Annotated in this window: 16 protein-coding genes; 9 read left to right on the top strand and 7 right to left on the bottom strand. The window is 63.5% G+C overall.

Features of this window, described 5'->3' with window-relative positions:
• Nucleotides 1-11: 11 nt before the first annotated feature.
• The 7 genes from ACIPZ5_RS03945 (at nt 12) to ACIPZ5_RS03915 (ending at nt 8,473) form a co-directional block, all read left to right on the top strand.
• Nucleotides 12-1,262: a sarcosine oxidase subunit beta family protein gene (locus ACIPZ5_RS03945; RefSeq protein WP_003255680.1), complete on the top strand. Its 1,251-nt coding sequence runs from the start codon at nt 12-14 to the stop codon at nt 1,260-1,262.
• Between the two features lie 14 nt (nt 1,263-1,276).
• Nucleotides 1,277-1,612: a sarcosine oxidase subunit delta gene (locus tag ACIPZ5_RS03940; protein ID WP_019436925.1), complete on the top strand. Its 336-nt coding sequence runs from the start codon at nt 1,277-1,279 to the stop codon at nt 1,610-1,612.
• Nucleotides 1,609-4,626 (top strand): sarcosine oxidase subunit alpha, encoded by a 3,018-nt coding sequence (locus tag ACIPZ5_RS03935; RefSeq protein WP_400806826.1) that lies wholly within the window; start codon nt 1,609-1,611, stop codon nt 4,624-4,626. Before ACIPZ5_RS03940 ends, ACIPZ5_RS03935 begins: the two co-directional genes overlap by 4 nt.
• A gap of 169 nt (nt 4,627-4,795) precedes the next feature.
• Nucleotides 4,796-5,428 carry a sarcosine oxidase subunit gamma gene (locus tag ACIPZ5_RS03930; protein ID WP_085676302.1) on the top strand — a complete coding sequence of 211 codons (633 nt, stop codon included), beginning with the start codon at nt 4,796-4,798 and terminating at the stop codon, nt 5,426-5,428.
• Between the two features lie 10 nt (nt 5,429-5,438).
• Nucleotides 5,439-6,296 (top strand): formyltetrahydrofolate deformylase, encoded by an 858-nt coding sequence (gene purU / locus ACIPZ5_RS03925; RefSeq protein ID WP_060512211.1) that lies wholly within the window; start codon nt 5,439-5,441, stop codon nt 6,294-6,296.
• A 269-nt stretch (nt 6,297-6,565) separates the two neighbouring features.
• Entirely contained in the window at nt 6,566-7,765 is a 1,200-nt protein-coding gene (fdhA, locus tag ACIPZ5_RS03920) for a formaldehyde dehydrogenase, glutathione-independent (protein WP_060480490.1), read from the top strand.
• A 132-nt stretch (nt 7,766-7,897) separates the two neighbouring features.
• Complete coding sequence (locus ACIPZ5_RS03915) at nt 7,898-8,473, top strand: DUF2780 domain-containing protein (protein WP_343594324.1); 576 nt, start codon at nt 7,898-7,900, stop codon at nt 8,471-8,473.
• 120 nt (nt 8,474-8,593) lie between these two features.
• Here the strand turns inward: ACIPZ5_RS03915 and ACIPZ5_RS03910 are convergent, their stop codons facing one another.
• Both ACIPZ5_RS03910 and ACIPZ5_RS03905 read right to left on the bottom strand, forming a co-directional pair.
• A complete protein-coding gene (locus ACIPZ5_RS03910; protein WP_400806823.1) occupies nt 8,594-9,943 on the bottom strand; it encodes an APC family permease in 1,350 nt (449 codons plus the stop codon).
• Nucleotides 9,944-10,188: 245 nt separating this feature from the next.
• Nucleotides 10,189-11,076, bottom strand: coding sequence for an acyltransferase (locus ACIPZ5_RS03905; protein WP_400806821.1), 888 nt, complete (start codon nt 11,074-11,076; stop codon nt 10,189-10,191).
• A 182-nt stretch (nt 11,077-11,258) separates the two neighbouring features.
• Here ACIPZ5_RS03905 and ACIPZ5_RS03900 point away from each other — a divergent pair, with 182 nt between their 5' ends.
• Nucleotides 11,259-11,762, top strand: coding sequence for an ATP-dependent zinc protease (locus ACIPZ5_RS03900; RefSeq protein WP_261941861.1), 504 nt, complete (start codon nt 11,259-11,261; stop codon nt 11,760-11,762).
• 84 nt (nt 11,763-11,846) lie between these two features.
• Here the strand turns inward: ACIPZ5_RS03900 and ACIPZ5_RS03895 are convergent, their stop codons facing one another.
• The 5 genes from ACIPZ5_RS03895 to aceE form a co-directional block, all read right to left on the bottom strand.
• Nucleotides 11,847-12,470, bottom strand: coding sequence for a glutathione S-transferase (locus tag ACIPZ5_RS03895; protein ID WP_400806819.1), 624 nt, complete (start codon nt 12,468-12,470; stop codon nt 11,847-11,849).
• A 3-nt stretch (nt 12,471-12,473) separates the two neighbouring features.
• The gene (msrA, locus tag ACIPZ5_RS03890; RefSeq protein ID WP_261941859.1) at nt 12,474-13,142 is read right to left on the bottom strand and encodes a peptide-methionine (S)-S-oxide reductase MsrA; all 669 of its coding nucleotides are present in this window, start codon (nt 13,140-13,142) and stop codon (nt 12,474-12,476) included.
• A gap of 166 nt (nt 13,143-13,308) precedes the next feature.
• A complete protein-coding gene (locus ACIPZ5_RS03885) occupies nt 13,309-15,993 on the bottom strand; it encodes a putative bifunctional diguanylate cyclase/phosphodiesterase (protein ID WP_400806817.1) in 2,685 nt (894 codons plus the stop codon).
• A 345-nt stretch (nt 15,994-16,338) separates the two neighbouring features.
• A complete protein-coding gene (gene aceF / locus ACIPZ5_RS03880; RefSeq protein WP_400806814.1) occupies nt 16,339-17,961 on the bottom strand; it encodes a dihydrolipoyllysine-residue acetyltransferase in 1,623 nt (540 codons plus the stop codon).
• 13 nt (nt 17,962-17,974) lie between these two features.
• Nucleotides 17,975-20,620: a pyruvate dehydrogenase (acetyl-transferring), homodimeric type gene (gene aceE, locus ACIPZ5_RS03875; protein WP_261941856.1), complete on the bottom strand. Its 2,646-nt coding sequence runs from the start codon at nt 20,618-20,620 to the stop codon at nt 17,975-17,977.
• Between the two features lie 383 nt (nt 20,621-21,003).
• On the opposite strand from aceE, the gene glnE reads away from it, so the two are divergent.
• Complete coding sequence (gene glnE, locus ACIPZ5_RS03870) at nt 21,004-23,937, top strand: bifunctional [glutamate--ammonia ligase]-adenylyl-L-tyrosine phosphorylase/[glutamate--ammonia-ligase] adenylyltransferase (protein WP_343594318.1); 2,934 nt, start codon at nt 21,004-21,006, stop codon at nt 23,935-23,937.
• Nucleotides 23,938-24,109: the final 172 nt, after the last annotated feature.

Raw genomic sequence — 24,109 nt, 5'->3', positions numbered from 1 at the left:
AGTAAACGACCATGCAACGCTACTCGGGCTTCGGCCTTTTCAAGCACTCCCTCAGCCACCACGAAAACTGGCAGCGCATGTGGCGCACGCCGACCCCTAAAAAGGTCTATGACGTGGTCATCGTCGGCGGTGGCGGCCATGGCCTGGCCACGGCCTATTACCTGGCCAAAGAGCACGGCATCACCAACGTTGCCGTGATCGAGAAGGGCTACCTGGGCGGCGGCAACACCGCCCGTAACACCACCATCGTGCGTTCCAACTACCTGTGGGACGAGTCGGCGCACCTTTACGAGCACGCCATGAAGCTGTGGGAGGGCCTGTCGCAGGACCTCAACTACAACGTCATGTTCTCCCAGCGCGGCGTCTACAACCTGTGCCACACCCTGCAGGACATGCGTGACTCCGAGCGCCGTGTCAGCGCCAACCGCCTCAACGGCGTCGACGGTGAACTGCTGAACACTGCCCAGGTAGCGGCCGAAATCCCATACCTGGATTGCTCCAAGAACACCCGCTACCCGATCCTCGGCGCGACCGTTCAGCGTCGTGGTGGCGTGGCCCGTCACGACGCCGTGGCCTGGGGCTTCGCCCGTGCCGCCGACGCCCTGGGCGTGGACCTGATCCAGCAGACCGAAGTGATCGGCTTCCGCAAGGAAAACGGCGCGGTCATCGGTGTGGAGACCAACAAAGGCTTCATCGGCGCCAAGCGCGTCGGCGTGGTCACCGCCGGTAACTCCGGGCACATGGCCAAGCTGGCCGGCTTCCGCCTGCCGCTGGAATCGCACCCGCTGCAAGCACTGGTATCCGAGCCGATCAAACCGATCATCGACTCGGTGATCATGTCCAACGCCGTGCACGGCTACATCAGCCAGTCCGACAAGGGCGACCTGGTGATCGGTGCCGGTATCGACGGCTGGGTCGGCTATGGCCAGCGCGGTTCGTACCCGGTGATCGAGCACACCCTGCAGGCCATCGTCGAAATGTTCCCGAACCTCTCGCGCGTGCGCATGAACCGCCAGTGGGGCGGCATCGTCGACACCTCGCCGGACGCTTGCCCGATCATCACCAAGACCCCGGTCAAGAACATGTTCTTCAACTGCGGTTGGGGTACTGGTGGCTTCAAGGCGACCCCGGGTTCGGGCAACGTCTTCGCCGCGAGCCTGGCCAAGGGCGAAATGCACCCACTGGCCGCGCCGTTCTCCATGGACCGTTTCTACAACGGCGCACTGATCGACGAACACGGCGCCGCCGCCGTCGCCCACTAACCGGAGACACCGTCATGTTGCATATCTTCTGTCCCCACTGCGGCGAGCTGCGCTCCGAAGAAGAGTTCCACGCCTCTGGCCAGGCGCACATCGCCCGCCCGCTGGACCCTAACGCCTGCTCCGACGAGGAGTGGGGTACCTACATGTTCTACCGTGACAACCCACGCGGGATTCACCATGAACTGTGGGACCACGTTGCCGGCTGCCGCCAGTACTTCAACGTCACCCGCGACACCGTGACCTACGAAATTCTGGAAACCTACAAGATTGGCGAGAAGCCGCAAGTGACCGCCAACGGCAAAGCCGCCAGCGCAGCGTCGACCGTCAAAGGCCAAGGGGAAAAAGTATGAGCCAGACCTATCGCCTCGCCAGCGGCGGCCGTATCGACCGCAGCAAGGTCCTGAACTTCACCTTCAACGGCAAGACCTACCAGGGTTATGCCGGTGACAGCCTGGCCGCCGCGTTGCTGGCCAACGGCGTCGACATCGTCGGCCGCAGCTTCAAGTATTCGCGCCCACGCGGCATCATCGCTGCCGGTACCGAAGAGCCGAACGCCATCCTGCAGATCGGCTCCAGCGAAGCCACCCAGATCCCCAACGTGCGTGCCACCCAGCAGGCGCTGTACGCAGGCCTGGTCGCCACCAGCACCAACGGCTGGCCTAACGTCAACAACGACGTCATGGGCATCCTCGGCAAGGTCGGCGGCAGCATGATGCCGCCAGGCTTCTACTACAAAACCTTCATGTACCCGAAATCGTTCTGGATGACGTACGAGAAGTACATCCGCAAGGCTGCCGGCCTGGGCCGTGCGCCGCTGCAGAACGACCCGGACACCTATGACTACATGAACCAGCACTGTGACGTGCTGATCGTCGGCGCCGGCCCTGCTGGCCTGGCTGCCGCGCTGGCCGCTGCCCGCAGCGGTGCCCGCGTGATCCTGGCTGACGAGCAGGAAGAGTTTGGCGGCAGCCTGCTCGACACCCGCGAAACCCTCGACGGCAAGCCTGCCACCGACTGGGTCAACGCCGTGGTCAAAGAGCTGGAAAGCCTGCCGGAAGTGACCTTGCTGCCACGCGCCACGGTCAACGGCTACCACGACCATAACTTCCTGACCATTCACGAGCGCCTCACCGACCACCTCGGCGACCGCGCCCCGATCGGCCAGGTTCGCCACCGCGTGCACCGCGTGCGCGCCAAGCGCGTGGTCCTGGCTGCCGGCGCCCACGAGCGCCCGCTGGTGTACGGCAACAACGACCTGCCGGGCAACATGCTGGCCGGCGCCGTGTCCACCTACGTACGCCGTTACGGCGTGGCCCCGGGCCGCAAGCTGGTGCTGTCGACCAACAACGACCACGCCTACCGCGCCGCGCTCGACTGGCACGACGCTGGCCTGCAGGTGGTCGCGATTGCCGATGCCCGCCACAACCCACGCGGTTCGCTGGTTGAAGAAGCACGTGCCAAGGGCATCCGCATCCTCACCTCCAGCGCCGTGATCGAGGCCAAAGGCACCAAGCATGTCAGCGGCGCCCGTGTGGCCGCCATCGATGTGCAGGCGCACAAAGTCACCAGCCCTGGTGAAACTCTCGAATGCGACCTGATCGCCACCTCCGGCGGTTACAGCCCGATCGTGCACCTGGCTTCGCACCTGGGCGGTCGCCCGGTCTGGCGTGAAGACATCCTCGGCTTCGTGCCGGGCGACGCCCCACAGAAACGCGAATGCGTGGGCGGCATCAACGGCGTCTACGCCTTGGGTGATGTGATTGCCGATGGCTTCGAAGGCGGCGTTCGCGCAGCCACTGAAGCGGGCTTCAAAGCCACCGTTGGCAACCTGCCGAAAACCGTGGCGCGCAAGGAAGAAGCCACTGTGGCGCTGTTCCAGGTGCCGCACGACAAAGGCACTGCCCGCGCACCCAAGCAGTTCGTCGACCAGCAGAACGACGTTACCGCCGCGGCCATCGAACTGGCCACCCGCGAAGGCTTCGAGTCGGTCGAGCACGTGAAACGCTACACCGCACTGGGCTTCGGTACCGACCAGGGCAAACTGGGCAACATCAACGGCCTGGCCATCGCCGCCCGTTCGATCGGCATCACCATCCCGGAAATGGGCACCACCATGTTCCGCCCGAACTACACGCCGGTGACCTTCGGCGCGGTAGCCGGCCGTCACTGTGGCCACCTGTTCGAGCCTGTGCGCTTCACCGCCCTGCATGCCTGGCATGTGAAGAACGGCGCCGAGTTCGAAGACGTCGGCCAGTGGAAGCGCCCGTGGTACTTCCCCAAAGCCGGTGAAGACATCCATGCTGCCGTGGCCCGTGAGTGCAAGGCCGTGCGCGACAGCGTGGGCCTGCTGGACGCTTCGACCCTGGGCAAGATCGACATCCAGGGCCCGGATGCCCGCGAGTTCCTCAACCGCATCTACACCAACGCCTGGACCAAGCTCGATGTGGGCAAGGCCCGCTACGGCCTGATGTGCAAGGAAGACGGCATGGTCTTCGACGACGGCGTGACCGCCTGCGTCGGCGACAACCACTTCATCATGACCACCACCACTGGCGGCGCTGCCCGCGTGCTGCAGTGGATGGAGCTGTACCACCAGACCGAATGGCCGGAGCTGAAGGTGTACTTCACCTCGGTCACCGACCACTGGGCAACCATGACCCTGTCCGGCCCCAACAGCCGCAAGCTGCTGAGCGAGCTGACCGACATCGATATGGACAAGGACGCCTTCCCGTTCATGACCTGGAAGGAAGGCAACGTCGGCGGCGTACCGGCCCGCGTGTTCCGTATCTCGTTCACCGGTGAGCTGTCGTACGAAGTCAACGTGCAGGCCAACTACGCCATGGGCGTGCTGGAACAGATCATCGAGGCGGGCAAGAAGTACAACCTGACCCCGTACGGCACCGAGACCATGCACGTACTGCGTGCCGAGAAGGGCTTCATCATCGTCGGCCAGGACACCGATGGCTCGATGACCCCGGACGACCTCAACATGAGCTGGTGCGTGGGCCGCAACAAGCCGTTCTCGTGGATCGGCCTGCGTGGCATGAACCGCGAAGACTGTGTGCGCGAGAACCGCAAGCAGCTGGTGGGCCTGAAGCCGATCGACCCGACCAAGTGGCTGCCGGAAGGGGCCCAGCTGGTGTTCGATCCGAAGCAGCCGATCCCGATGGACATGGTCGGCCACGTCACCTCCAGCTACGCCTCCAACTCCCTGGGCTATTCGTTCGCCATGGGTGTGGTCAAGGGCGGCCTCAAGCGCATGGGCGAGCGTGTTTACTCACCACAGGCCGATGGCAGCGTGATCGAGGCGGAGATCGTGTCTTCGGTGTTCTTCGATCCAAAGGGTGAGCGGCAGAACGTCTAAGGCCCCGGTACGTATCGGTGCCTGATTGGAATGATGTCTCTGTGGGAGCGGGCTTGCCCGCGAAGAGGGCGGTGAATCCACCTTCGCTTTCGCGGGCAAGCCCGCTCCCACAGGATTGGCGTCTGCGGCAGGCATCATGGTCGAACCCAGAATTCAAGGCAGGTAAGAAATGAGCGCTATCAACGTCTTCCAGCAAAACCCCGGCGCCGAGGCCAAGGCCCAGTCGCCACTGCACCATGCCGACCTGGCCAGCCTGGTTGGCAAAGGCCGCAAGAACGCAGGCGTGACCCTGCGTGAAAAGAAATTCCTCGGTCACCTCACTATCCGTGGCGATGGCCACAACCCGGAATTCGCAGCCGGCGTGCACAAGGCCCTGGGCCTGGAGCTGCCAGTGGCGCTGACCGTGGTCGCCAACAGCGAGATGTCGCTGCAGTGGATGGGCCCCGACGAGTGGCTGCTGATTGTCCCAGGTGGCCAGGAGGTCGCGGTCGAGCAAAAGCTGCGTGCCGCTCTTGAAGGCCAGCACATCCAGGTGGTCAACGTCAGCGGCGGGCAGAGCCTGCTGGAACTGCGCGGCCCGAACGTGCGCGAAGTGCTGATGAAATCCACCAGCTACGATGTTCACCCGAACAACTTCCCGGTCGGCAAGGCTGTCGGCACCGTGTTTGCCAAGTCGCAACTGGTGATCCGCCGTACCGCCGAAGACACTTGGGAACTGGTGATCCGCCGCAGCTTCGCCGATTACTGGTGGCTGTGGCTGCAGGACGCTTCGGCCGAATACGGCCTGAGCATCGAGGCATAAGGAGCAGAACATGAGTCGGGCACCGGATACCTGGATTCTCACCGCCGACTGCCCGAGCATGCTCGGCACCGTCGACGTGGTGACGCGTTACCTCTACGAGCAGCGCTGCTACGTGACGGAGCACCACTCCTTCGACGACCGGCTGTCGGGGCGTTTCTTCATTCGCGTGGAGTTCCGCCAGCCGGACGATTTCGACGAGGCGGGCTTCCGGGCCGGCCTCGCCGAGCGCAGCGAAGCGTTCGGCATGGCCTTCGAGCTGACCGCACCCAATCACCGCCCCAAGGTGGTGATCATGGTGTCCAAGGCCGACCATTGCCTGAACGACCTGCTGTATCGCCAGCGCATCGGCCAGCTGGCCATGGACGTGGTCGCGGTGGTGTCCAACCACCCGGACCTCGAGCCCCTGGCGCACTGGCACAAGATTCCTTACTACCACTTCGCCCTCGACCCCAAGGACAAGCCGGCGCAAGAGCGCAAGGTGATCCAGGTGATCGAAGAAACCGGCGCGGAGCTGGTGGTGCTTGCCCGCTACATGCAGGTGCTGTCGCCGGAACTGTGCCGGCGCCTGGACGGCTGGGCGATCAACATTCACCACTCGTTGCTGCCGGGATTCAAGGGCGCCAAGCCTTATCACCAGGCGTACAACAAGGGCGTGAAGATGGTCGGTGCCACGGCGCACTACATCAACAACGACCTCGACGAAGGGCCGATCATCGCCCAGGGCGTCGAGGTGGTGGACCACAGCCATTACCCGGAAGACCTGATTGCCAAAGGGCGCGACATCGAGTGCCTGACCCTGGCGCGGGCGGTGGGCTACCACATCGAGCGGCGGGTGTTCCTCAACGCCAACCGGACTGTCGTTCTGTAACAGCCTGTACCGGCCATTCGCGGGCAAGCCCGCTCCCACAGGTTATTTGCAGCCTTTACGGCTGGCATTTTTCCTGTGGGAGCGGGCTTGCCCGCGAATGGGCCAACACAATTTCCACTGCCGTTAAAAGGCATCTCCCTGTCGTTTCCAGTCAGTGCAAAGCGCCGTATCAGGCCCACAATTCCCTGCATTCCAGTAACACATGCCGCCAATGGACGGCGGCGCTTTCCACCACCGCTGCATAAATAAAAATCAAGCGAGGTAAGAGCATGTCTGGCAATCGTGGAGTGGTGTATCTCGGCGCGGGCAAGGTCGAGGTGCAGAAGATCGACTACCCGAAAATGCAAGACCCACGCGGCAAGAAGATCGAGCACGGCGTGATCCTCAAGGTGGTTTCCACCAACATCTGCGGCTCCGACCAGCACATGGTCCGCGGCCGCACCACTGCCCAGGTCGGCCTGGTCCTGGGCCACGAAATCACCGGTGAAATCGTCGAGATGGGGCGTGACGTTGAACGCCTGAAGATCGGTGACCTGGTGTCGGTACCGTTCAACGTCGCCTGCGGCCGCTGCCGCTCCTGCAAAGAAATGCACACCGGTGTCTGCCTCACCGTCAACCCGGCGCGTGCCGGTGGTGCCTACGGCTATGTCGACATGGGCGACTGGACTGGTGGCCAGGCCGAGTATGTGCTGGTGCCGTACGCCGACTTCAACCTGCTGAAACTGCCGGATCGCGACAAGGCCATGGAGAAGATCCGTGACCTGACCTGCCTGTCCGACATCCTGCCGACCGGCTACCACGGCGCCGTCACCGCCGGCGTAGGCCCAGGCAGCACCGTCTACGTCGCCGGTGCCGGCCCGGTCGGCCTGGCCGCCGCTGCCTCGGCGCGCCTGCTGGGCGCCGCCTGCGTGATCGTCGGTGACCTGAACCCGGCCCGCCTGGCCCACGCCAAGTCCCAGGGCTTCGAAGTGGTCGATCTTTCCAAAGACACCCCGCTGCACGAGCAGATCGTCGACATTCTCGGCGAGCCGGAGGTGGACTGCGCCGTCGACGCCGTTGGCTTCGAGGCCCGTGGCCATGGCCACGAGGGTGCCAAGCACGAAGCGCCGGCCACCGTGCTGAACTCGCTGATGCAGGTGACCCGCGTTGCCGGCAACATCGGTATCCCGGGCCTGTACGTGACCGAAGACCCGGGCGCGGTGGATGCCGCTGCCAAGATCGGCGCGCTGAGCATCCGCTTCGGCCTGGGTTGGGCCAAGTCGCACAGCTTCCACACCGGCCAGACCCCGACCATGAAGTACAACCGCCAGCTGATGCAGGCGATCATGTGGGACCGCATCAACATTGCCGAAGTGGTGGGCGTGCAGGTCATCAACCTTGACCAGGCGCCGGAAGGCTATGGCGAGTTCGATGCAGGCGTGCCGAAGAAGTTCGTGATCGACCCGCACAAGATGTGGGGCGCGGCATAAGTGACAGACTCAACGCCCCCGCAAGGGGGCGTTGTACTTTCAGCAGGACGATAATCGGCCAGGAACAAAGTTCCGCGGCGCCAGTCCAATGCCTCGTTTCCCTGGCCATCCTGGCCGACGAGGTCCCTCCCGATGAAAGCAGTCACCCTGGCAACCTTGATGACCCTGGCCGCAAGCCCGGTGTTCGCCTTCAACCTCAGCGACGCCGCCAACGCTGTCTCCGCCATGCAGAACCAGCAGCAACAAGGCCAGGTGCAGGCGCCTGCAGCCCAGGCCAATCTGCTCAACACCCTGGGCAGCCAGTTGAACATCACCCCCGAACAGGCCGTGGGTGGGGCAGGGGCGATGTTGGGGCTGGCGCGCAATAACCTGAGCAGCGACGACTATGGCCAGTTGACCAAGGCCGTACCGGGCCTGGACCTGCTGTCGGGTGCCAATGTCCTGGGCGGGTTGAGCGGGTTGGGTGAGTTGCTGGGCAGCGACAAGGGCAGCCAGTCGGCCCTGGACAAGGCGTTGGGCAACGATGTGGAGAACCGCAGTGACCTCGACAATGCGTTCAAGGCACTGGGGATGGATACCGGCATGATCGGGCAGTTTGCGCCGTTGATTCTGCAGTACCTGGGGCAGCAGGGGATTGCCGGGTCGTTGTTGCAGAATCTGGGTAGCTTGTGGACCACCCCGGCGCCGCTGGCACAGCCCTCGGTCTGAAGACCGGAAGAGAACATTGTGGGAGCGGGCTTGCCCGCGAACACGGGCGAAGCTCGTGCCATGCACCGCGGTGCTTGCTTCGCGGGCAAGTCGGATCGCCGCACCGCCGCTCCCACAGGTTCAGGCCGATTCCGAAAACACTACTAACTGTACCGGGCGGCGGAAACCGGCGGTCAGTACCGCCAGGTATGCCAGGCCAAACGCAAACCAGCAGAGCCCAATCACCAACGTCAGCGCTGACAGGCTGGTCCACAGCCACAGGGTCAGCGCCAACCCCACCAGCGGCACCAGGCCGTAGCACAGCAGCCCCTTGAGGTTACGCTGGGCCCCGCCATCCATAAGGTGGGTCTTCACTACCGCCAGGTTTACCGCCGAGAACGCCACCAGCGCACCAAAGCTGATCAGCGAGGCAAGCGTGGCCAGGTCGATCACCAATGCCAGCAACGAGAACGCCGACACCAAGGCAATGGCGAACACCGGCGTACCAAAGCGCGGCGACAGGTAACCGAAGCTGCGCCGCGGCAGCACGTTGTCACGCCCCATGGTGAACAGGATGCGCGACACCGCCGCCTGCGAGGCCAGTGCCGAGCCGAGGCTGCCGGCAACGTACGCGGCGGTGAAGAAGTTGGCCAGGAACTGCCCGCCCGCCTTGAGCATCACCTCGTTGGCCGCCGCATCGGCATTGGCGAAGGTGGTGCCCGGCATGACCAGCTGGCTGACGTAGGCCAGTACGGTGAACAGCACACCGGCGAACAGGGTGGTGAGGATGATCGCCCGTGGCACGTCGCGGCGGGCATCGCGGCATTCTTCGGCCAGGGTCGAAACGGCGTCGAAGCCGAGGAACGACAGGCACAGCACGGCCGCACCGGCCATGATCGCGCCGAAACCAGGCTTGGAGCCATCGCCCAGCAACGGCGACAAGAGGTCGATCGGTTGGCCGGCCAGCGACTGGCACGACAGCGCGACGAACACCCCGATGAAGACGATCTGCGCACCGACGATCAGGTTGCTGGTCTTGGCTACCGAGTGGATGCCGATCACGTTCAGCACCGTCACCAGCACGATCGAGGCCAGCGCAATGGACCACGCCGGGATGGCCGGGAAGGCGATGTTGAGGAACAGGCCGATCAGCAGGTAGTTGATCATCGGCAGGAACAGGTAATCCAGCAGCAGCGACCAGCCGGCGAGGAAGCCGACGTTGGGGCCGAAGGCCATGTTGGTGTAGGAGTACGCCGAGCCCGCGACCGGGAAGCGCTTGACCATGAAGCTATAGGACGCGGCGGTGAACAGCATGGCCACCAGGGTGACCATGTAGGCTCCGGCCGTGCGGCCACCGGTGAGTTCGGTGACGATGCCGTAGGTGGTGAAGATGGTCAGCGGGACCATGTACACCAGGCCGAAGAACACCAGGGCGGGGAGGCCGAGAACACGGCGCAGTTGGGCGGAGTTGGAGCTGGGTGGGTTGGCCATCGATCGATCCAGGCGTTTTTGTAGTTGTGCTTTGGTCGATTTTTATCCACTTGGGTGGGTGATGACAAAAAAGTATTACTTATTCTAATTATTAGCCTGGGTTTTAATCGGGAGTATGCGTAATCCTGTGCCGGCCTCTTCGCGGGCACGCCCGCTCCTACAGGTACTGCGCAAAGTTCAAGACCTATGCAATCCCTGTGGGAACGGGCGTGCCCGCGAAGAGGCCGGTACAGGCGGCAAATGTCTCAGCCTATTTCCGCATGCAGCTGTGCAATCCGCTGATCCTTCTCCAGCCACAGCTGATTAACCCAGGCCTGTACGGTCTGGCGGAAGGCGGGATCATTTTCGTAATCCCCATCCCACAATGCCGGGTCCAGTTCACGCACCTGAATGTCGATAATCACCCGACTGATGCTGCCATTGAGCAAGTCCCAGAACCCAGGCGCCTGCTTGCCGGGATAGACGATGGTCACGTCCAGCAGCGCGTCCAGCTGCTCGCCCAGCGCCGCCAGCACGAATGCCACGCCGCCAGCCTTGGGCTTGAGCAGGTAGCGATAGGGCGATTGCTGTTCGCGGTGCTTGGCCTCGGTGAAGCGGGTGCCTTCGAGGTAGTTGACCACCGTCACCGGCTGGCGCTTGAACAGCTCGCAGGCGGCCTTGGTGATTTCCAGGTCCTTGCCCTTGAGCTCTGGGTGCTTCTCGAGAAAGGCCTTGCTGTAGCGCTTCATGAACGGGTAATCCAGGCCCCACCAGGCCAGGCCCAGCAGCGGTACCCAGATCAGCTCCTTCTTGAGGAAGAACTTGAAGAACGGCGTACGGCGGTTGAGGCTTTCGATCAGTGCCGGGATGTCGACCCAGGTCTGGTGGTTGCTGACGGCCAGGTAGGAGGTGTCCTTGCGCAGGTTCTCGACGCCACGGATGTCCCATTGGGTGGGGATGCACAGTGCAAAGATGGCTTTGTCGATTTCCGACCAGGTTTCGGCGACCCACATCACTGCCCACGAGGCATAGTCACGGCCACGGCCTGGCAGCACCAGTTTGAGCAGGGCGAAGACCAGCAGCGGGCAGATCAACACCACAGTGTTGAGCAGCAGCAGGGTGGTCGTAAGAATGCCGGTAAACAGGCGACGCATAAGGAAACTCTTGTTGTGGGAAATTAGCAGGGCGCAATGATAAGCAGCGCCGTGGTCTACGCCAAATGTCCAATGCCCGACGGTGGGGACAAATGTTTCACAACATGTTGTTTAGGCTTGTGACAGCGAACCTATCCTGCCAGTGCAGTCTAAGCACTGACCCTTCTCAAGGAAGCCTGCCTGTGAAATCTCTGCTTGCCCTGTTGTCGCTGATGGCGTTGCCGGTGATGGCCGCCGAACCCACGCTCTACGGCCGTTACGAGAACATCAAGTTGCCGGAACTGGGTGGTGAAACCCTGAAGGCCAAGATGGACACCGGTGCCTTCACCGCGTCGCTGTCGGCCAAGGACATCGAGCTGTTCAACCGCGATGGCGAGGAATGGGTGCGCTTCCGCCTGGCGACCAAGGACGCCGACGGCAAGGTATACGAGCATAAGGTCTCGCGCATCAGCAAGATCAAGGGCCGAGCCGATGAAGAGGACGAGGGCGATGCACCGGAGGTTTCCAAGCGGCCGGTGGTCGACCTGGAGCTGTGCCTGGGTGATGTGAAGCGGACGGTGGAGGTTAACCTGGTGGACCGCAGCAACTTCAATTACCCGTTGCTGGTGGGCTCCAAGGCGTTGCGCGAGTTCAAGGCGGCGGTCAACCCGGCCAAGAAGTTTACCGCTGGCAAGCCTGACTGCTGATTGTTGTTTCCTGTACTGGCCTCATCGCGGATAAATCCGCTCCTACAGGTGTGTGTAGGAGCGGATTGATCCGCGATTGGCTAGTCAGGCTGTCGGGGCTGTGGCTACCATCGATGGCCGCTTGGCTACCTCGGCATACCACGCCGCCAAGCCAGGCTGGCGCTCCCGCCAGCCAAATTCCGGCTGACGCAGGTCCAGATACCCTAGCGCACAAGCCACGCCAATCGCCGCCAGATCGAACCCGGACGCCAGCTCGGCCAGATGCTCCTGCTCAAGGTTGGCCAGGCTGCGGCGAATCTTCTCGGCTTGCGCTTCGAGCCAGCCCTCCCAGCGCTTCTCCTCGGGCCGCAGGAAGCTCTCGTAGCGGCTGGACACCGCCGCATCCAAGATCGCATCGGCCTGCGAAGCCAAGGTCATGCGCCGCCAGCGCGCAGAGCCCTCGCGTGGCAGTAGCGGCAGGCCGACATGCTGCAGGTCGAGGTACTCGCAGATCACCCTGCTGTCGTGCAACACGGTGCCGTCTTCCAGTCGCAGGGCCGGGATCTTGCCGATCGGGTTGTCCTGATTGAGCTGCTCGTCGCCGCTTACCGGGCTGATGTTCACCGGTTGCAGGCTCACACGCTGCAGCTGGCCGGTCTCGTGCAGCACCACCATGACCTTGCGCACGAAGGGCGACAATGGCGAGTGGAACAGGGTCATCGTGCTCATGGTTCAGTTGCCCTGCAGGCTGGGTGGCAGGCACACGCCGGTACCGCCGATGCCGCAGTAGCCGTCCGGGTTCTTGGCCAGGTACTGCTGGTGGTAGGCCTCGGCGAAGTACACGGTCGGTGCCTGGTCGATTTCGGTGGTGATTTCGCCGAAGCCTGCCTTGCTCAGCTCGGCCTGGAAGGCGTCGCGGCTGGCCTTTGCCTGTTCAAGCTGTTCAGGGCTGGTGCAGTAGATGGCCGAGCGGTACTGGGTGCCGACATCGTTGCCCTGGCGCATGCCCTGGGTCGGGTTGTGCAGTTCCCAGAACATCGCCAGCAGCTCGCGGTAGCTGACCTTGTCCTTGTCGAACACCACTAGCACCACTTCGGTGTGGCCGGTCAGGCCCGAGCAGACTTCTTCGTAGGTCGGGTGCGGGGTGAAGCCGCCAGCGTAGCCGACCACGGTGCTGACCACGCCTTCGCGCTGCCAGAAGCGGCGCTCGGCACCCCAGAAGCAGCCCAGGCCGAAGATGGCGAAATCGATTGCGCCTTCGAAGAACGGGCCGAGCAGTGGGGTTTCTTTGAATACGTAATGAAACTCGGGCAGCTGCATGGGCGTTTCGCGGCCAGGCAGGGCTTGCTCCGCAGTGGGCATGACGTTTTTGTTCACCAGGATTTCCGAGCGCAGGACCATGGCTGTTCCTCTGTGTCAATTCAGTTGGATAGGTGTTGGGGCCTTCGCGGGCAAGCCCGCTCCCACGGGGATCGCCACAGGGCTGAGGGGGGAAGTACCTGTGGGAGCGGGCTTGCCCGCGAAAGGGCCCGAATGGGTTCTATAGTGCCCGAGCTTGGCGCCGCTGTCAGGCCATTGGACCGCGCGGGTAGCGCTTGAGTTTTTCCTCGAGCTCGCGGCCCGGGATCGGCCGGTCGAACAGGTAACCCTGGCCGACGTCGCAGCGGTGCCGACGCAGGAACGCCAGCTGCTCCGGCGTCTCGATGCCCTCGGCCACCACCTTGAGCTTGAGGTTGTGGGCCATGGCCACCACCGCCGAGGTGATTTCCATGTCGTCCTGGTTGTCGGGGATCTCGTTGATGAAGCTGCGGTCGATCTTGATGATGTCGATCGGGAATTTCTTCAGGTAGCTCAACGACGAGTAGCCCGTGCCGAAGTCGTCCATGGCCAGGGTCAGGCCCAGGGCCTTGAGCTCGTCGAGCTGGCGGTGGGTATCTTCGGTGGCTTCCAGCAGCAGGCCTTCGGTCAGCTCCAGCTCCAACAGGTGCGGAGGCAGGCCTTCTTCCTTGAGGATCGAGCCGATCGAGGCCACCAGGTCGGGGTCGGAGAACTGCTTGGGCGACAGGTTGATGGCCACGTGCAGGCAGCCCATGCCGGCTTGCTGCAGCTGTTGGCTCATGCGGCACGACTGCCGCACCACCCACTTGCCGATGGGGATGATCAGGCCGGTTTCTTCGGCCACGCTGATGAACTGGTCCGGGCGGATCATGCCGCGCTCGGGGTGGTTCCAGCGCAGCAACGCCTCAAGGCCGAGCAGGCGGCCGCTGCGCAGGCACAGCTTGGGCTGGTAGAACACCTCCAGCTCATTCTGGGTCAAGGCGCGGCGCAGGTTGTTCTCGACGAACAGCTTGTAGCTGGCCTCGGCGTTGAGCACTTCGGTAAACACCTGCACCTGGTGTTTGCCGTTGGCCTTGGCCTTGTGCAGGGCGAGGCCGGCGTTCTTCATCAGGGTGGTCGGGTCGCTACCGTGCAGCGGCGCGCAGGCCAGGCCCACCGAGGCGGTGACGTTGATCAGCTGGTTGTCGACGAACATTGGCTTGTCGAGGGTGCGCAGCAACTGCAGGGCAACCCCCTGGCCGTCTTCCAGGCTGGTGTCGTCGAGCAGTACGGCAAATTCGTTGCTGGCAAAACGGGCCAGCACGCCATTGACGCTCAGGCTGTTGCGCAGGCGCCGGGCCAGGCTGATCAGCAGCTTGTCGCCGGTCTGGTGGCCGAGGCTGTCGTTGATCCGCTTGAAGTTGTCGATGTCCACCAGCAGCAGGCAGATCGGGTTCTCGCTGTCCCGGGCGAAGCGCTCGTCGAGCTTGCGGATGAACGCCGGGCGGTTGCCGAGGTTGGTCAGGTTGTCGGTGTAGGCCAGCCGCTCGATGCGCTGCTGGGCCAGCTTGGTCTGGGTGACGTCTTCGTAGATGCCGATGTAGTGGGTCAGCTCACGGTTGTCGCCGTACACCTTGGAAATCGACAGCTGGCCCCAGTAGGGTTCGAGGTTCTTGCGCCGGCTCTTGAATTCGCCTTGCCAGCTGTTGCCCATGGCCAGGCTCGACGGCGAGTCGAACAGCAGCTCGCTGAGGTTTTCCAGGGCTGGCAGCTCGGCCAGGTGGTGGCCCTGGACTTCCTCGGTGCTGTACTGGGTGATGGCCGTGAAGCTCGGGTTTACGTACTCCACCACGCCGTCGCGGTTGACCAGCAGGAAGGCGCTGGCGCTCTGCTCCACGGCCCGCTGGAACAGGTGCAGGGCGCTGGCGGCGGTACGCCGGTTGTGGTTGGTGATGACCTGGGCGAACTGGTCGGCCAGCTCACCGGCAAAGGCAATTTCATCGGACTGCCAGGCGCGCGGCTGGCCGGTCTGCTCCAGGCACAGCACGCCGACCACCTGGCCATCGACGCGGATGCTGGCGTCGAGCATGGCGTTGTTGTCGACATACAGGCTCTCGGCCAGCTCACGGGTGCGCGGGTCGTGCTTGGCGTTGTGCGCATCAATGGCGCGGCTGGCGTGCAGGGCTTCCAGGTAGTCGGGGAAGCGGCTGGCATCGATTGGCTCGGGCAGGCGGTGCACCTGATCGTCGCGCAGCCAGGCACTGATCGGCTCCAGGCGCTGGTCTTCCAGGTGCCAGATGCTGGCGCTGTCGACCTTGTAGATTTCGCAGGCGCTGCGGGTGATCAGCTGGGCTGCTTCGAGCAGCGAGTTTTCCGCACTGTAGCGCTGGCGGGCGAGGCGCAGGATCAGGTCCTGTTGGGCACGCACGCGCTCCAGGTGCTCAAGCTGTTCCTGCTGGGCACGCTGATTGATCTGCAGGGCCAGTTGCAAGCGGTTGTTGCGCGATTCCAGGTCGTTGGTGTCGAGCTCACTGTCGTCTTCGTCATCGAGCACCGTCAGGAACCCGCGCAGCAACTGGCGGTTGTGCTGCTTGAACGCCTCGCCAGCTTCCAGCAGGCGCAGCGCGCGCAACTGGGTATGCAGGGTGTAGCGCACACGGTAATAGCCACGGTTGCTCAGTTGCAGCTGGATTTCATCGTGCAGCCGGTAGCGTGCCTCGGGCTCCATCAGGCTGGCATAGGGCGAGTCGATCAGCGCGCACAGCTCGGAAGCGGGCAGGCCGAACTGGCGATCGCAGGCTGGGTCCAGGTAGAGCATCGCCCAGTTGGCTTCGTTCAGCCTTTCGAAACGCAGCATGCCGAGCCGCGAGGGCACGGGAAGCTGCGTGACGACCTCGGCCGCCACACGGCTGGCGGCATCGGGTTGGCTTTTCATCGAAGACTCGCTTGAAGGGGGACGCGGCCTGGGCGGCGGCGCATCTGGCAAGGTTGCATCATGTCCCTGAGGCTGGCAAGCGGCCATGAGGGCTGTCATGTATATGTTTTCGGCCGCCGGGCTGAAATCCTTAGTTCGGCTTGGGATTTTTGGCGCCTGGTGAGTGTTCGCCTTGACGGTTTTGGCGCCTGTGAGATCGAGCGCCGCCTGCGCGGCGCTCGATCTCACAGGCGCCAAAACGCTAAAGGCGGACAAAAAAAAGCCCCGCCAATCGACGGGGTTGAGGTACGAGCGTGGCAGCTCGAAAAGAGTACTGCCCCCCGCAAGGAGGGGCAGTGTGCCGCCTTACAGCAGCATGGTGCGGATATCGCCCAGCACGTCGCCCAGGCGCTTGGTGAAGCGCGCGGCGGCAGCGCCGTTGATCACACGGTGATCGTAGGACAGCGACAGTGGCAGCATCAGCTTCGGCTGGAAGGCCTTGCCATCCCAGACGGGCTGCATGGTCGCCTTGGAGACGCCCAGGATTGCCACTTCCGGTGCATTGACGATCGGCGTGAAGCCGGTGCCGCCAATGTGACCGAGGCTGGAGATGGTGAAGCAGGCACCTTGCATCTCGTCGGCCGAGAGCTTCTTGGTGCGCGCCTTCTCGGCCAGTGCAGCGGCTTCGGCAGCCAGTTGCAGCAGGCTCTTCTGGTCGACGTTCTTGATCACAGGGACCAGCAGGCCGTCCGGGGTGTCCACGGCGAAGCCGATGTGCACGTACTTCTTGCGGATGATGGCCTTGCCGCTTGGCGCCAGCGAGCTGTTGAAGTCCGGCAGTTCCTTGAGCAGGAAGGCGCAGGCCTTGAGCAGCAGTGGCAGCACGGTCAGCTTGACGCCAGCCTTCTCGGCCACGGCCTTCTGCGCAACGCGGAAGGCTTCCAGCTCGGTGATGTCGGCGGAGTCGAACTGGGTCACGTGCGGCACGTTCAGCCAGCTGCGGTGCAGGTTGGCGGCACCGACCTGCATCAGGCGGGTCAGGGCCACTTCTTCCACTTCACCGAACTTGCTGAAGTCAACGGCAGGGATTGGCGGGATGCCAGCGCCACCGGTTGCGCCAGCGGCGGCTGGTGCTTCTTTGGCCTTCTGCATCATCGCCTTGACGTAGACCTGCACGTCTTCTTTCAGGATACGGCCGTGTGGACCGGTGGCGGCAACTGCGCCCAGGTCGACGCCGAATTCACGGGCCAGCTGGCGAACTGCCGGGCCGGCGTGAACCTTGGCGTTGCTGCCGGCAGCCGGTGCGGTAGCGACCGGAGCTGGAGCTGCAGCCGGGGCGGCAGCGGCAGGTGCGGCGGCCGGAGCAGCCTCAGCCTTGGCCGGGGCAGCAGCGGCAGGTGCCGGAGCGGCAGCAGGCGCAGCGCCAGCAACTTTCAGCTTGAAGATCAGGTCGCCAGTGCCGACTTCGTCTTCCAGCTTGCACAGGACTTCTTCGACCACGCCGGCAGCCGGCGAAGGGATTTCCATGGAAGCCTTGTCAGACTCCAGGGTAATCAGCGACTGGTCGGCTTCGACGGTGTCGCCGACCTTGACCAGCACTTCGATGATCTTGGCCTTGCCCGACGAACCGATGTCCGGTACGTGGATGTCCTGCACGCTGGCGGCAGCCGGCGCTGCTGCTGGGGCAGGGGCTGCTTCGGCGGCAGGCGCTGGAGCAGCAGCAGGAGCCGGAGCCTCAGGGGCCGCAGCTGCGGCGCCCTCGGCTTCCAGGACCAGCAGCTCGTCGCCTTCTTTCAGGCGGTCGCCCAGCTTGACCTTCAGTTCCTTGATCACGCCGGCCTTGGGGGCCGGGATCTCCATGGAGGCCTTGTCGGACTCCAGGGTCAGCAGGCTCTGATCAGCCTCGATACGATCACCGACCTTGACGAACAGCTCGATGATTTCACCTTCACCGCTGCCGATGTCAGGTACGCGAATGAGTTCGCTCACTTAAAAATACTCCTCAGCAGTCCAGTGGGTTGCGCTTGTCCGGGTCGATGCCGAACTTGACGATGGCGTCAGCCACAACCTTGGGTTCGATCTCGCCGCGGTCAGCCAGGGCTTCCAGGGCAGCCAGCACCACGAAGTGGCGGTCGACTTCGAAGAAGTGACGCAGCTTCTTGCGGCTGTCGCTGCGACCGTAACCGTCGGTACCCAGGACCTTGAACTCTTTGCTCGGTACCCACTGGCGAATCTGCTCGGCGAACAGCTTCATGTAGTCGGTAGAGGCGATGACCGGACCTTTGCGACCGTTCAGGCACTGCTCGACGTAAGTCTGCTGTGGCTTCTGGCCAGGCTTCAGGCGGTTGGCGCGCTCCACGGCCAGGCCGTCGCGACGCAGTTCGTTGAAGCTGGTGACGCTCCAGACGTCGGCGCCGACGTTGAACTCTTCACGCAGGATCTTCGCCGCTTCGCGGACTTCACGCAGGATGGTGCCGGAGCCCATCAGCTGTACGTGGTGCGCGGCTTCGCGGGTGTCTTCTTCCAGCAGGTACATGCCCTTGATGATGCCTTCCTCGACACCGGCCGGCATGGCTGGCTGCTGGTAGGATTCGTTCATCACGGTGATGTAGTAGAAGATGTCCTGTTGCTCTTCGGTCATCTTCTTCATGCCGTCCTGGATGATCACCGCCAGCTCGTAGCCGTAGGTCGGATCGTAGGTGCGGCAGTTCGGGATGGTGCCCGCCATCATGTGGCTGTGACCGTCTTCGTGCTGCAGGCCTTCACCGTTGAGGGTGGTACGGCCGGCGGTACCGCCGATCAGGAAGCCACGGGTACGGCTGTCGCCGGCGGCCCAGGCCAGGTCGCCAATGCGCTGGAAGCCGAACATCGAGTAGAAGATGTAGAACGGCAGCATCGGCTGGTTGTGGCAGCTGTACGAGGTACCGGCAGCGATGAACGACGACATGGCGCCGGCTTCGTTGATGCCTTCCTCGAGGATCTGGCCCTTCTTGTCTTCGCGGTAGAACATCACCTGGTCTTTATCGACTGGCTCGTAGAGCTGGCCGACCGACGAGTAGATGCCCAGCTGACGGAACATGCCTTCCATACCGAAGGTACGGGCTTCGTCCGGAATGATCGGGACGATGCGCTGGCCGATGTCCTTGTCCTTTACCAGCTGCGCCAGGATGCGCACGAAGGCCATGGTGGTGGAGATTTCGCGGTCGCCCGAACCGTCCAGGATCGCTTTCAGCGTTTCCAGTGGCGGGGTCGGCACGCTGAAGCTCTTGGCACGGCGCTGAGGCACGAAGCCGCCCAGGGCAGCACGGCGCTCGGCCAGGTACTTGGCTTCGGCAGAACCTTCTTCCGGCTTGAAGAACGGCAGGTTCTCCAGGTCGGCATCCTTGACCGGGATGTCGAAGCGGTCACGGAAGTGACGCAGGCTGTCGACGTCGACCTTCTTGGTGTTGTGCGCGGTGTTCTTGGCTTCGCCGGCACCGGTACCGTAACCCTTGATGGTCTTGGCCAGGATGACGGTCGGCTGGTCCTTGTGGTTCACAGCCTGGTGGTACGCCGCGTAGACCTTGTACGGGTCGTGGCCGCCACGGTTGAGCTTCCAGATCTCGTCGTCGGACAGGTCTTCGACCATGGCCTTGAGCTCTGGGGTGTTGAAGAAGTTCTCACGAACGTACGCGCCGTCTTTGGCTTTGTAGTTCTGGTACTCGCCGTCGATGACTTCGTCCATGCGGCGCTGCAGGGCACCGTTGGTGTCCTTGGCGAACAGTGGGTCCCAGAAGCGGCCCCAGACGACCTTGTTGACGTTCCAGCCACCGCCACGGAACACGCCTTCGAGTTCCTGGATGATCTTGCCGTTGCCGCGAACCGGGCCGTCGAGGCGCTGCAGGTTGCAGTTGATGACGAAGATCAGGTTGTCCAGCTTCTCGCGGCCAGCCAGGGCGATTGCACCCAGGGATTCCGGCTCGTCGCACTCGCCGTCGCCCATGAAGCACCAGACCTTCTGCTTGCCGGCCGGGATGAAGCCACGGGCTTCCAGGTACTTCATGAAGCGTGCCTGGTAGATGGCCTGGATCGGGCCCAGACCCATCGAAACGGTCGGGAACTGCCAGAAGTCAGGCATCAGCCATGGGTGCGGGTACGAAGACAGGCCGTTGCCGTCCACTTCCTGGCGGAAGTTGTTCATCTGGTCTTCGTTGATGCGCCCTTCCATGAAGGCACGGGCGTAGACGCCTGGCGATGCGTGGCCCTGGAAGAAGATCAGGTCGCCGCCATGTTCTTCGGTCGGTGCCTGGAAGAAGTAGTTGAAACCGATGTCGTACAGGGTGGCACTGGAAGCGAAGCTGGAGATGTGGCCGCCCAGGTCCGAGTCCTTCAGGTTGGTGCGCATCACCATGGCCAGCGCGTTCCAACGCACCATCGAGCGAATGCGGCGTTCCATGAACAGGTCGCCAGGCATGCGTGCTTCGTGGGTGACAGGGATGGTGTTGCGGTATGGCGTGGTGATTGCGTACGGCAGCTGAGAGCCACTGCGGGTGGCCAGCTCGCCCATGCGGGTCATCAGGTAATGAGCGCGGTCTTCGCCTTCTTTGTCGAGGACCGACTCCAGGGCATCCAGCCATTCCTGGGTTTCGATTGGATCGAGGTCTTGCATGGCTTGCTCCAGGGCGGAAAGGCCACCAGAATCGGGGGCCTGAGTTTGCGACTGGCCTTATGGGCAGACGTCGTGAATTCTTGGATTACCGGGGTGTCTCCCGGCGCCGTGTAGTTTTACTACATTTGCTTCGGCATTTCATGCTTTTGCACGTCATGGGTAGTAGTAAAACTACACAAATGCGACGTTTGGTCGCACCTTGGCTTGTGAGGAAAAACGTTCATGTTGGTTGGCGGTGTGCAGCGAACGGGTGGATCTTGATGTTTCTTGCCAATGATTCGTTTTTTTCAGCTATTTCCAACTTTTGTATGACAGTCCAACCGTGGTCCGGCTCCCTCTTGGCCGCTTTTTCCCCTCCATTTCACGCCGATCAAGGATAGACCATGCGCCTACCTTTGCCGCTCGAACTGCCTGCTTCCCTGCAACCGCTGGTCGTTCGCAACCAGCAGTTTCTCAACGATGCCGTGGCAGGCCGCGCTGAGCTCGACCTGCAAACCTGGACCCCGCTGCACCGGCAACAGTTCGATCAGGTAGCCGCTGCCAGTGACTTCGTGCTTGGCCTGGCCCAGCGTGAGCCGGCCATGCTGTTTGCCCTGATCGCCAGCGGTGAACTGGACCGCCGTTACGCCCCGGGCGAGCTGCGCGGGCAAATTGCCGCCGCAGCCCAGGCCGCGCAGAGCGAGGACGAGCTGGCGCGCAACCTGCGCCGCGAGCGCAACCGCCAGCAACTGCGCATCATCTGGCGCGACATCACCCGTCAGGCCGAGCTGGGCGAGACCTGCCGCGACCTGTCCGACCTCGCTGATGCCGCCATCGATGAAGCCTACCAGTGGCTGTACCCGCGCCACTGCCAGCAGTTCGGCACGCCGATCGGCAACCGCAGCGGCCAGCCGCAGCACATGGTGGTGCTGGGCATGGGCAAGCTGGGCGCGGTGGAACTGAACCTGTCGTCGGACATCGACCTGATCTTTGCCTTCCCCGAAGGTGGCGAAACCGAAGGGGTCAAGCGCTCGCTGGAAAACCAGGAGTTCTTCACCCGCCTGGGCCAGCGCCTGATCAAGGCGCTGGACCCGGTCACCGTCGACGGCTTCGTGTTCCGCGTCGACATGCGCCTGCGCCCCTACGGCTCGGCCGGCGCCCTGGTGCTCAGCTTCAATGCGCTGGAGCAGTACTACCAGGACCAGGGCCGCGACTGGGAACGCTACGCGATGATCAAGGCGCGGGTAGTGGCCGGTGACCAGGCGGCGGGCGCGCAACTGCAGGAAATGCTGCGGCCATTCGTATACCGGCGCTACCTGGACTTCTCGGCGATCGAAGCGCTGCGCACCATGAAGCAGCTGATCCAGCAGGAAGTGCGGCGCAAGGGCATGGCCGACAATATCAAGCTCGGTGCGGGGGGTATCCGTGAGGTCGAGTTCATCGCTCAGGCCTTCCAGCTGATCCACGGCGGGCGTGACCTGAGCCTGCAGCAGCGGCCGCTGCTCAAGGTGCTGGCGACCCTGGAAGGCCAGGGTTACCTGCCGCCGGCAGTGGTGGCAGAGTTGCGCGAAGGGTATGAGTTCCTGCGTTACACCGAGCACGCCATCCAGGCTATCGCCGACCGCCAGACGCAGATGCTGCCAGACAGCGAGCTCGACCGTGAGCGTGTCGCCTATATCCTCGGCTTTGCCGACTGGCAGAGCTTCCACGATCAACTGATGTACTGGCGCGGTCGGGTCGACTGGCACTTCCGCCAGGTTATTGCCGACCCGGATGAAGACGAAGGCGAAGGCGAGCTGGTGGTGGGCGGCGAGTGGTCGCCGCTGTGGGAACAGGCCCAGGATGAAGATGCTGCGGGTCGCCAGCTGGAAGAGGCCGGCTTCAAGCAGCCGGCCGAAGCCCTGCGCCGCCTGGCCGGGCTGCGCGCCAGCCCGCAGCTGCGCTCGATGCAGCGCATTGGCCGCGAGCGCCTTGACGCCTTTATTCCACGCTTGCTGGCCCAGGCCGTGGAGCACGACAACCCGGACCTGGTGCTGGAGCGCGTGCTACCGCTGGTCGAAGCCGTGGCGCGGCGTTCGGCCTATCTGGTGCTGCTCACCGAAAACCCAGGTGCCCTGCGGCGTTTGCTGACCCTGTGCGCGGCCAGCCCGTGGATCGCCGAGCAGATCGCCCGCTACCCGTTACTGCTCGATGAGCTGCTCAACGAAGGGCGCCTGTTCAGCCCGCCGCTGGCGCCGGAGCTGGCCGCCGAATTGCGCGAGCGGCTGACGCGCATCCCCGAGGACGACCTGGAACAGCAGATGGAAGCGCTGCGCCACTTCAAGCTGGCCCACAGCCTGCGTGTGGCGGCGTCGGAAATCAGCGGCAACCTGCCGTTGATGAAAGTCAGCGACTACCTGACCTGGCTGGCCGAAGCCATTCTCGATCAGGTGCTGGCCCTGGCCTGGCGCCAGACCGTGGCCCGCCATGGTCAGCCCAAGCGCAGCGACGGCAGCCTGTGCGACCCGGGCTTCATCATCATCGGCTATGGCAAGGTCGGTGGCCTGGAACTGGGCCATGGTTCGGACCTGGACCTGGTGTTCATCCATGATGGCGACCCGCAAGCGGAAACCGACGGCGCCAAGCCGATCGACAGTGCACAGTTCTTCACCCGCCTGGGCCAGCGCATCATCCACCTGCTGACCACCCAGACCAACTCCGGCCAGCTGTACGATGTCGACATGCGCCTGCGCCCGTCCGGCGCGGCGGGGCTGCTGGTCAGCTCGCTGGGGGCATTCGAACGCTACCAGCAGAGCGAGGCCTGGACCTGGGAGCATCAGGCTCTGGTACGCGCCCGTGTGCTGGTAGGCTGCAAACAGGTGGCGACGGCGTTCGAGGGCGTGCGGGCCAAGGTCCTGGGCCAGGCACGCGACCTGGGCAAGTTGCGCAGCGAAGTGAGCGAGATGCGCGCCAAGATGCGCGACAACCTCGGCACCAAGGCCACGGCCGCCGGTACCGCGGCCAATGCCTTCGATGCCGGTGTGGCGTTCGATATCAAGCAGGATGCCGGCGGTATCGTCGATATCGAATTTATGGTGCAATACGCCGCTTTGGCCTGGTCTCACGAGCACCCGGCCATACTCCGATGGACCGATAACATCCGCATTCTGGAAGAGCTGGAGCAGGCAGGATTGATGCCGGCCAGTGACGCGGTGCTGTTGCGTGAAGTGTACAAGGCGTTCCGCTCGGCGTCGCACCGCCAGGCCCTGCAGAAGCAGGCCGGGGTGATCGATGCGGCGCAGTTTGCCGATGAGCGCCGCGAAGTGCGGCGGATCTGGGGTGAATTGGGCCTGAGCTGATACCGCGTTGGCTTCTTCGCGGGCAAGCCCGCTCCCACAGGGGCTGTGCGATACCTGTGGGAGCGGCGGTTCGGCGCCCCGACTTGCCCGCGAAGGGGCCATGCGAGTGGTACACTGTCCGCCACATAGCCTGAATATAAAGAGGGGAGGCCAGGCTGTATGCAGCCTGTAG

This window comes from Pseudomonas sp. NPDC089428 (assembly GCF_044749325.1).
GTDB lineage: Bacteria > Pseudomonadota > Gammaproteobacteria > Pseudomonadales > Pseudomonadaceae > Aquipseudomonas.
This window is presented reverse-complemented; position numbering and strand designations above follow the sequence as displayed.